Source organism: Thermomonospora catenispora (assembly GCF_006363815.1).
Classification (GTDB): Bacteria; Actinomycetota; Actinomycetes; order Streptosporangiales; family Streptosporangiaceae; genus Thermomonospora; species Thermomonospora catenispora.
On record NZ_RRYT01000085.1, the window covers coordinates 1 to 1,050 of the forward strand.

The window sequence follows — 1,050 nt, forward strand, 5'->3', positions numbered from 1 at the left end:
ACCTTCCATTTAATAAACTCATCATTGTGGAAGAACAGCGTCAAGCCACCGAAGACGACCACCAGAACAAAAGTGATCAGGGCCATCTTCTCAACCTTACGAAAGCGAACCCAGCTATAGATAAGCACAATCGCCGTGGCGACGATCAGCGCCGCAGTAGCCGCATAGATGTCATAAATCTTGTAAAACGCGAAAAAGACAACCAGCGGTAAAAAATCAAGAAACTGCTTCATTTTACGATTCCGTAATCAAATGCTTAAGGTTATTGGCGAATCAACATATACAGGCGGAACAGATAGATGAGCAATATGGCTGAAATCAGGTTGCTCAAGGTGTTCGCCAGTACGGCACCAATTTCCGGGGTTAATGCGGCAAAAGAAGAGGCAAAAAGCAGCAACAGTGTTTTTGCCAGCAACNGTTAATGCGGCAAAAGAAGAGGCAAAAAGCAGCAACAGTGTTTTTGCCAGCAACCAGCTCAGTACTGCGGGTGCCACCAGACGCATATTCGCCCAAGTCAGCCGCATACTGCTACGCATCGAGGCAAAAACGCCCATTTTGTCCTGTACCAACATCACCGGTGCCAGGGCCAGTAAAATGGCCATGATAATTCCCGGAACGACCACCAGCATGATGCCAATCTGTACTAAAAGGGTAGTCAGAAAAATCAGAATAAATAACTTTGGCAATATCGGCGCACTGGCACCAATAGCTCGCAGCGCACTGACTCTCTGACCCGCAGACACCAGCTGGATAATTAATATTACGCCTCCGGCGAGAATGGCGTTACCGATTAATCCTGAAAAAGTGGACGCCGCTGAAGCCTGCAGCAAAATTTGTTGCTGTTCCGGTGACATATTCTGAACCAGGTCGAACAACCCACTACTGCCGCTAACGGGCACGCCGTCATTGAGCTGCGCAAGCTGTGCATCACTGGGTGAGAAAACATGCCCTAACACCACTGTGATAAACGCACATAGCAACGATACCAACAGAATGGTCATAAATTGATTACGGAAGAAATTTCCGGTGTCACGGTATACGGACTGCGCC

At 48.0% G+C, this 1,050-nt stretch carries 2 protein-coding genes; both read right to left on the reverse strand.

The genetic code is table 11. From position 1 onward, the window contains the following. On the reverse strand, positions 1-233 hold a 233-nt coding region (locus EIO00_RS23945; protein WP_175596326.1), incomplete at its 3' end, for a septation protein IspZ. A 15-nt stretch (positions 234-248) separates the two neighbouring features. After that, complete coding sequence (locus tag EIO00_RS23950; protein ID WP_479681616.1) at positions 249-1,001, reverse strand: YciC family protein; 753 nt, start codon at positions 999-1,001, stop codon at positions 249-251. Positions 1,002-1,050: the final 49 nt, after the last annotated feature.